Raw genomic sequence first — 7608 nt, 5'->3', positions numbered from 1 at the left:
TTATTTATAAACATCTATTTTCGTAAACTCGAAATTGTAATTTTATTTAAAATAATATCAACATGAAACGAGCAGGAACATTATTACACTAAAGATAATGATTAAATGCGAGTTCCATATGACTTTAATGTTAATAATAAATATTGTCTTATGAAATCGAAACTAGTTTTATTTATTTTACTTGTAACAACTTTTTCTGTCTCAGCCCAGTGGCAACCGGCTGGAGACAAGATTAAAACCCGGTGGGCAACGCAAATCGATGTGAATAATGTGTTACCCGAGTATCCAAGACCCGTTATGGAGCGTGGTGAATGGCAGAATCTTAACGGGTTGTGGAATTATGCCATCCTTCCGGTTGGAAAACAAAAACCGGCTAATTTCGACGGCCAGATCCTGGTACCGTTTGCCGTAGAATCAAGCCTCTCGGGAGTACAAAAAAGGGTGGGCAGCGACAATGAGCTATGGTATCAGCGTGAGTTTACCGTACCATCTAAATGGAAAAACAATAAGATCCTCCTTCATTTTGGAGCTGTGGACTGGAAAGCGGATGTATGGGTGAACGGTGTGAAAGTGGGACAACATACCGGTGGATATACCCCTTTCTCTTTCGATATTACTCCCGCACTTGTCAATGGCAATAACACACTCGTTGTAAAAGTGTGGGATTCCACTGACGAGGGATACCAACCACGCGGAAAACAAGTGAATAAACCGGAAGGTATCTGGTATACGCCGGTAACCGGGATCTGGCAGACCGTATGGTTGGAACCGGTACCCGAAACGCACATCGAAAATATCAAGGTTACACCTGATGTCGATAAAAATATATTAGCTGTTCAGGCTATCACTAATGTGTGTACTCCTGCAGCGAAGGTAGAGGTGAAAGTAAAAGAAGGCTCTCGTGTAGTAGCGACGGGACAGGCCATCAACAACCTGCCGGTGGAGATCACGATGCCGGAAAATGTAAAACTCTGGTCGCCTGACAGTCCGTATCTCTACGACCTGGAAATTACCCTTTGGGATGGTAATAAGCAGCTCGATAAAGTGGCAAGTTATGCAGCTATGCGTAAATATTCCATGAAGAGAGATGATAAAGGAATTGTGCGTTTACAACTCAATAACAAAGATCTTTTCCATTTCGGACCCCTCGACCAGGGATGGTGGCCCGACGGACTCTATACAGCACCTAGCGATGAGGCTCTGGAATACGATGTGGTGAAAACCAAGGAACTTGGGTTCAATATGATCCGTAAGCATGTGAAAGTAGAGCCGGCACGGTGGTATACACACTGCGACCGTCACGGCATAATTGTATGGCAGGATATGCCTAATGGTGACAGGGGCCCTGAATGGCAGATGCGAAAGTATTTCGACGGTGTGGAAAGGGTGCGTTCCGCCGAGTCGGAGGCCAATTTCCGTAAAGAATGGAAAGAGATCATGGATTATCTCTATTCTTATCCGTCGATTGGCGTGTGGGTTCCTTTTAATGAAGCGTGGGGACAATTCAAAACCCAGGAGATTGCCGAGTGGACAAAACAATATGACCCCTCCCGTTTAGTGAATCCGGCCAGCGGTGGTAATCATTACACTGTGGGAGACATACTCGACCTGCACCAATATCCTGCACCTCAGCTTTATCTTTACGATGCCCAGCGGGCTACAGTACTTGGTGAGTATGGCGGAATAGGATGGGCTAACAAAGAACACCTCTGGGAGCCGGATCGTAACTGGGGTTATGTACAGTTCAACAGTGCCAAAGAGGTGACCGATGAGTATATCAAATATGCCGAGCAACTGAAACAACTGATCCGTCAGGGATTCTCCGCCGCGGTTTATACCCAGACTACCGATGTCGAAGTCGAAGTAAACGGATTATTGACTTATGACAGGAAACTGGTCAAAGTAGATGAGGATAGAGTGAGAAAAGTGAATCAGGAGATATGCAATATATTAAGCAAATAATTCTATTTCTGTTCCTGTTTTTCACTTTCATTACTTGTCAAAGTGAAAAAAATCAGGGAAGTGAGGATTATTTCATTGAATGGGAAAAGAATACCCTCATCTGCATTGCAGATGAGGGTGGCTATCCCCGTCTGCGGAGGTTAAAGGATAACTCTCTTATCGTGGTGTATGAGAACAGGAGAGGTGATCTGATGGTGAAAAAAAGTACCGATGAAGGTACTACCTGGAGTGAACCGGTGATGGCATACGAAGCATTTAATTATACAGATGAACAAACCGGTGAAAGTACAAGAGTGAATATAGCCAATCCTGAAGTAATCCAACTGGACAATGGTGACATCCTTCTTGCCTCAAACCTGCGTCCACGGGATGAAGGTGTTTTCCCTTTTTCTATCGCATTGAAAAGAAGTAGGGATAATGGTGCTACATGGACGGAGGCGGATATTCTTTACCGGGCCGGAACTTATTTCAGGGACGGATGTTGGGAGCCTTCTTTCCTTATGTTACCCAACGGCACATTACATCTTTATTTCGCCAATGAATCGCCTTATCGCGATTCCGATGAGCAAGAGATCTCTATGCTCTATTCCACTGATAATGGTGCTTCATGGTCGGAAGCACATACCACAGTCTCTTTCCGGAAAGGGAAACGGGATGGAATGCCTGTGGCAGTACATGATGGCAGTAAAATATATGTGGCTATTGAAGACAACTTGTCAAAGCAGTTTAAACCCTGGCTGGTACAGAGCCCGATTGAACAGGCCTGGGCAAACCCTGTTCTGGAAGATTCACCCTACCGTTATTCGGCTTTGAGAGACCCACTGGGTAGTGAGGTGTATGCCGGAGCTCCTTATCTGGTACTTACCGATAAAGGGGTCTATGTGCTCTCTTACCAGACTACGAAAAACAGGCCTTCCGATTGGGAACTGTCTACCATGGAAGTTGTGGTGAGCGATAATCCTTCTGGTTTCAGGAATCCTTCACGGCCTTTTGATGTACCATTGTCGAAAGAGGCAAAATGGAATTCATTGTATGATTTAGGAGATAATACCATTGCTGCTCTGGCTTCTACAAACTTTAATTCCGATAAGATCGGTGTATGGATGATCAAAGGAAAAATTATTAAAAAATAAAGAATGATCCGCTTAGTTACATTTCTTTTTCTAATTACTGTTTTTACTTCATGTAAAGGTGGTGAATCTGTAGATAATAAGCCAGTTAATGATAAAGAGAATATTTATAAAAATCCTGTAGTTAATTACAGCCTTCCCGATCCCACCATTATACGGGCAGATGACGGTTATTTCTATCTCTTTGCAACAGAAGATACCAGGAATATGCCTATTCACCGTTCTGAAGATCTGGTCAACTGGGAAATGACAGGTACCGCATTTACCAATGCAACCCGCCCTACGTTTGAACCCAATGGCGGATTGTGGGCACCCGATATCAATTTCATCGACGGAAAGTATGTGCTGTACTATTCCATGTCGGTCTGGGGTGGTGAATGGACCTGCGGCATCGGTGTTGCGACAGCGGATAAGCCCGAAGGACCTTATACCGATCACGGTAAGCTTTTCCGCAGCAACGAGATCAATGTGCAAAACTCTATCGATCCTTTTTATATCGAAGAGGAAGGGAAAAAATATCTCTTTTGGGGAAGTTTCCGCGGCATTTATGCCATTGAACTTTCGGATGATGGCCTTTCCCTGAAGCCGGGAGCAGAAAAACAACAGGTGGCCGGGACAGCATACGAAGGAGTGTATATACACAAACGGAACGGTTACTATTATATGTTTGCTTCCATCGGATCCTGCTGTGAAGGACTGAACAGTACCTATACTACTGTAGCAGGTCGTTCCGATAATCTTTTCGGCCCTTATCTTGACAAGCAGGGCAGGTCGATGATGGATAATCATCATGAAATAATTATTCAAAAAAATCAGAAATTTGTGGGAACAGGGCATAATTCCGAGATTGTGGAGGATAAGGAGGGACAGGACTGGATCTTCTATCACGCTGTATCCGTAGATAATCCCAAAGGACGTGTGCTGGTAATGGATCAGGTGCAATGGGAAAACGACTGGCCTTATGTTGAAGGAGGCAGTCCATCTTTTGAAGCCGAAAAACCCATATTTAAATAAGATAAGTTTTGTATGAAACGAGCATGATAACCGTTATCACATAAGTGCATGATTAAATTGTCTTGGTTCTTGTGTCTTGGTTCTTGTGTCTTGGTTCTTGTGTCTTGGTTCTTGTATCTTGGTTCTTGTATCTAAATTTTAATCATATGCAAATCAAAAAAATCACTTTGTATTCTATCGCTATTTTGTGTCTGCTGAATGTGAGATACATAACTGCTCAGATTCCTGTAACCAACTTAGATGCTTCAATAGCGTTAAAAATTCCCGGTAACAACGCCGTCCACTATCCATTGAAAGGAACAACGGGAGAGCAGTCAGTTCAATTAAAAGCGGATAAGGATATTCCGGTGGTCATTACACGGACAGTGGAAGAGAATAGAATAGAAGTGGTGATCTCAGCTAAGGAAGATATCTATTTTAATTTCAAACAGCGGATCAATACCACTTACTCTCACGATGATTGTCAATTCTATATGCCCGGATTTTGGTATCGCCGTAATCTGCGTTCACCCAAAGAAGCGCCTTCTTTTCATACATCTGATAGCTGGACGGTACGTGAGGACCGGTTGAGTGTGCCGATGACCGCTGTTTTCAATGAAAGGACAGGGGAGTATCTTTCAGTTATGCGGATGGACGATTTTAAGGAAGAAGCGCTTACAACACATAAAGAAGGAGAAGTGATCGTTTCCGGTAAAACATCGATTGGTTATACCGGATTTGAAAATGTGAACAGTAATGCCAATATCTCTTTCGGGTTTCCCTATTATGAAACTCCGAAGACGTATATCAGGAAACTTACGTTGGCGCCGCCGGTAGAAGCATTCCAATATCTTGAAAAAGGAGAATCGGTCAAACTGACATGGCTCCTGCAATCGGGTAAAGTCTCTGATTTTTCGGGACTTATTCGTCAATTATGGGAATACAGTTACGATACCTGGCGTCCAAAACCAGTGGATATCCCTTTCAGCGATGATTTCGTAAAAGAAACCCTTACCGGATTTTTTACCCGGAGCTTTGTGAGCGACCATCCCCTGAAGTTCAATTCGGGAGAAGCAATGGTCGTGGCTACCTGCGAAAGTGTAGGCCGGGCGGAGATAGGTTTTGTAGGGAGGGTGCTGTTGAATGCATTCAATGCATTGGAATACGGACAGCAGAATAATCGTGCCGAATTGGTATCCAATAGTTATTCCGTTTTCGATAGTTATCTGGATCATGGTTTTACACCCAACGGGCTTTTCCGTGAATTTGTGAATTTTGATGATGACAGGGCGAAACCCAATACACTTACACTTAGTATTCGTCGTCAATCCGAAGGCTTATATGCTATGTTCCATTTCCTTCAGTATGAAAAAGAGAACGGCCGAAAACATCCGGAATGGGAGAGTAAAATGAAATCTCTATTGGAGAAAATCCTGCTTCTGCAAAATGAAGACGGAAGTTTTCCACGTAAGTTTAATGATGACCTGACTATCGAAGATGGAAGCGGTGGTAGTACGCCTTCGGTAACGGTACCATTGGTAATGGCTTATAAATATTTTAACGACAAAAAATACCTGAATGCCGCTAAAAAAACAGCTGATTATCTGGAGAATGAAATTATTTCCAAAGCCGACTATTTTTCCTCCACATTAGATGCCAACTGCGAAGATAAAGAGGCCTCTTTGTATGCTGCAACGGCAATGTACTATCTGGCACTGATTTCCAAAGGGAATGAACAGCAGCGCTATTCCGATCTCTCTCTTCAGGCATCCTACTTTGCCCTTTCTTGGTATTATATGTGGGATGTGCCGTTTGCCCGGGGACAGATGATAGGTGACATCGGTCTGAAAACCAGGGGATGGGGAAACGTATCGGTAGAGAACAACCATATCGATGTGTTTATCTTCGAATTCGGTTCAGTGCTGAACTGGCTATCTAAACGATATGATAAACCTCGTTTTGATGATTTTGTCAAAGTCATCTCTTCATCGATGCGTCAGCTGTTGCCGTTTGAAAACCATATGTGCGGTGTGGCAAAAACAGGATATTATCCCGAAGTGGTACAGCACACCAATTGGGATTACGGACGCAATGGAAAAGGATTTTATAATGATATTTTTGCTCCGGGATGGACGGTGGCATCGCTATGGGAATTGCTCTCTCCCGGCAGAGCTGAAAAATTTTTATCGAAGTAAATCATAGGTACATAAATAAAATCATGTAAATTTGCGAAAGAATTTATTAAATATAAAGGAAAAATGATAAAAATCAATCGATTAATCCTGCTGCTGGCAATCATAGCCATAGCCGGATGTACCAACAAACAAAAAGAGGCTCCCGCGGAGGAAACAACACTCTCGGGATTGAAGAAGAGCGACTTTCAGGCAGTCGTAAACGGTGACTCGGTCAACCTTTATGTACTGAAGAATGCGAACGGTGTGGAGGTTACCGTAACCAACTACGGTGGAAGAATTGTCTCGGTGATGGTTCCCGACAGGGATGGTAAATTACAGGATGTAGTGCTTGGGTTTGATAACATACAGGACTATATCAATATCAACAATAATTTCGGTGCTACTATCGGTCGTTACGGCAATCGGATTGCACACGGAAAGATTACTGTGGACGGTGTGGAATATGAATTGCCCCAGAACAATTTCGGACATACCCTGCATGGGGGGCCGGAAGGATTTGATTCTAAAGTTTTTGATGCTGTCCAGCCGAATGAGCAATCAGTGGTATTAACTTACCTGTCGGAAGACGGAGAAGCCGGATTTCCCGGTAACCTGAATGTGAAGGTGACGATGACGTTGACAAATGATAATGCCATTGACCTGCAATATGAAGCTGAAACGGACAAGGAGACGGTGGTTAATCTGACCAATCACTCTTATTTCAATCTGTCGGGTGATGCCAATAACACTATCCTCAATGACCTGTTGATGATCAATGCGGATGAGTACACTCCGGTGGATGACACATTTATGACGACAGGGAAAATCGAAAAAGTGGAGGGTACGCCGATGGATTTCAGGACACCTACTGCTATAGGTGAGCGTATCGACCAATATGATTTTGATCAGTTGAAAAACGGTGACGGTTATGACCATAACTGGGTGTTGAATACCAAAGGAGATATTTCACAGATTGCGGCTACGGTTTATTCGCCTGTTACCGGCATTCAACTAGAGGTATATACCGACGAGCCTGGGATTCAGGTTTATACCGGAAATTTCCTTGATGGAACGGTTACCGGTAAATATGGTGCTGTATATGGCAAACGCAATGCAATCTGCCTGGAGACACAGAAATATCCCGATTCGCCCAACAAACCCGATTGGCCTTCGCCCTATCTGAAGCCGGGAGAGAAATATACCAGCCGTTGCATCTATAAATTCACAGTACAACAGTAACCCATTGTAGGTAAAACAAAAAATCGGGCTGTAATCGATGGATTATAGCCCGAAATTTTGTATGTCGGGCATGGTATTAAGCTTGCAGGATGTAAGTTCCTGTATGTGCC

5 protein-coding genes are annotated in these 7608 nt (G+C 43.5%); all 5 read left to right on the top strand.

Annotated elements, in window-relative coordinates:
• Positions 1–150 precede the first annotated feature (150 nt).
• The 5 genes from U2P89_RS05250 to U2P89_RS05230 all read left to right on the top strand — a co-directional run bounded on the left by U2P89_RS05250 (position 151) and on the right by U2P89_RS05230 (position 7498).
• On the top strand, positions 151–1962 hold the full coding sequence (locus U2P89_RS05250; protein WP_322190814.1) for a glycoside hydrolase family 2 protein: 1812 nt from the start codon (positions 151–153) through the stop codon (positions 1960–1962).
• Positions 1941–3095 (top strand): sialidase family protein, encoded by a 1155-nt coding sequence (locus U2P89_RS05245; RefSeq protein WP_322190813.1) that lies wholly within the window; start codon positions 1941–1943, stop codon positions 3093–3095. Before U2P89_RS05250 ends, U2P89_RS05245 begins: the two co-directional genes overlap by 22 nt.
• A gap of 3 nt (positions 3096–3098) precedes the next feature.
• A complete protein-coding gene (locus tag U2P89_RS05240; protein ID WP_322190812.1) occupies positions 3099–4106 on the top strand; it encodes a family 43 glycosylhydrolase in 1008 nt (335 codons plus the stop codon).
• A gap of 146 nt (positions 4107–4252) precedes the next feature.
• A complete protein-coding gene (locus tag U2P89_RS05235) occupies positions 4253–6280 on the top strand; it encodes a hypothetical protein (protein WP_322190811.1) in 2028 nt (675 codons plus the stop codon).
• Between the two features lie 72 nt (positions 6281–6352).
• The gene (locus U2P89_RS05230) at positions 6353–7498 is read left to right on the top strand and encodes an aldose epimerase family protein (protein ID WP_322190815.1); all 1146 of its coding nucleotides are present in this window, start codon (positions 6353–6355) and stop codon (positions 7496–7498) included.
• Positions 7499–7608 lie beyond the last annotated feature (110 nt).

It is taken from the genome of Proteiniphilum sp. (assembly GCF_034331125.1).
Lineage (GTDB): Bacteria > Bacteroidota > Bacteroidia > Bacteroidales > Dysgonomonadaceae > Proteiniphilum > Proteiniphilum saccharofermentans.
This window is presented reverse-complemented; position numbering and strand designations above follow the sequence as displayed.

Bases quoted from the DNA above. Each gene is read 5' to 3' on its own strand.
- U2P89_RS05250 (WP_322190814.1), top strand. From the start codon at position 151: ATGAAATCGAAACTAGTTTTATTTATTTTACTTGTAACAACTTTTTCT.
- U2P89_RS05245 (WP_322190813.1), top strand. From the start codon at position 1,941: ATGCAATATATTAAGCAAATAATTCTATTTCTGTTCCTGTTTTTCACT.
- U2P89_RS05240 (WP_322190812.1), top strand. From the start codon at position 3,099: ATGATCCGCTTAGTTACATTTCTTTTTCTAATTACTGTTTTTACTTCA.
- U2P89_RS05235 (WP_322190811.1), top strand. From the start codon at position 4,253: ATGCAAATCAAAAAAATCACTTTGTATTCTATCGCTATTTTGTGTCTG.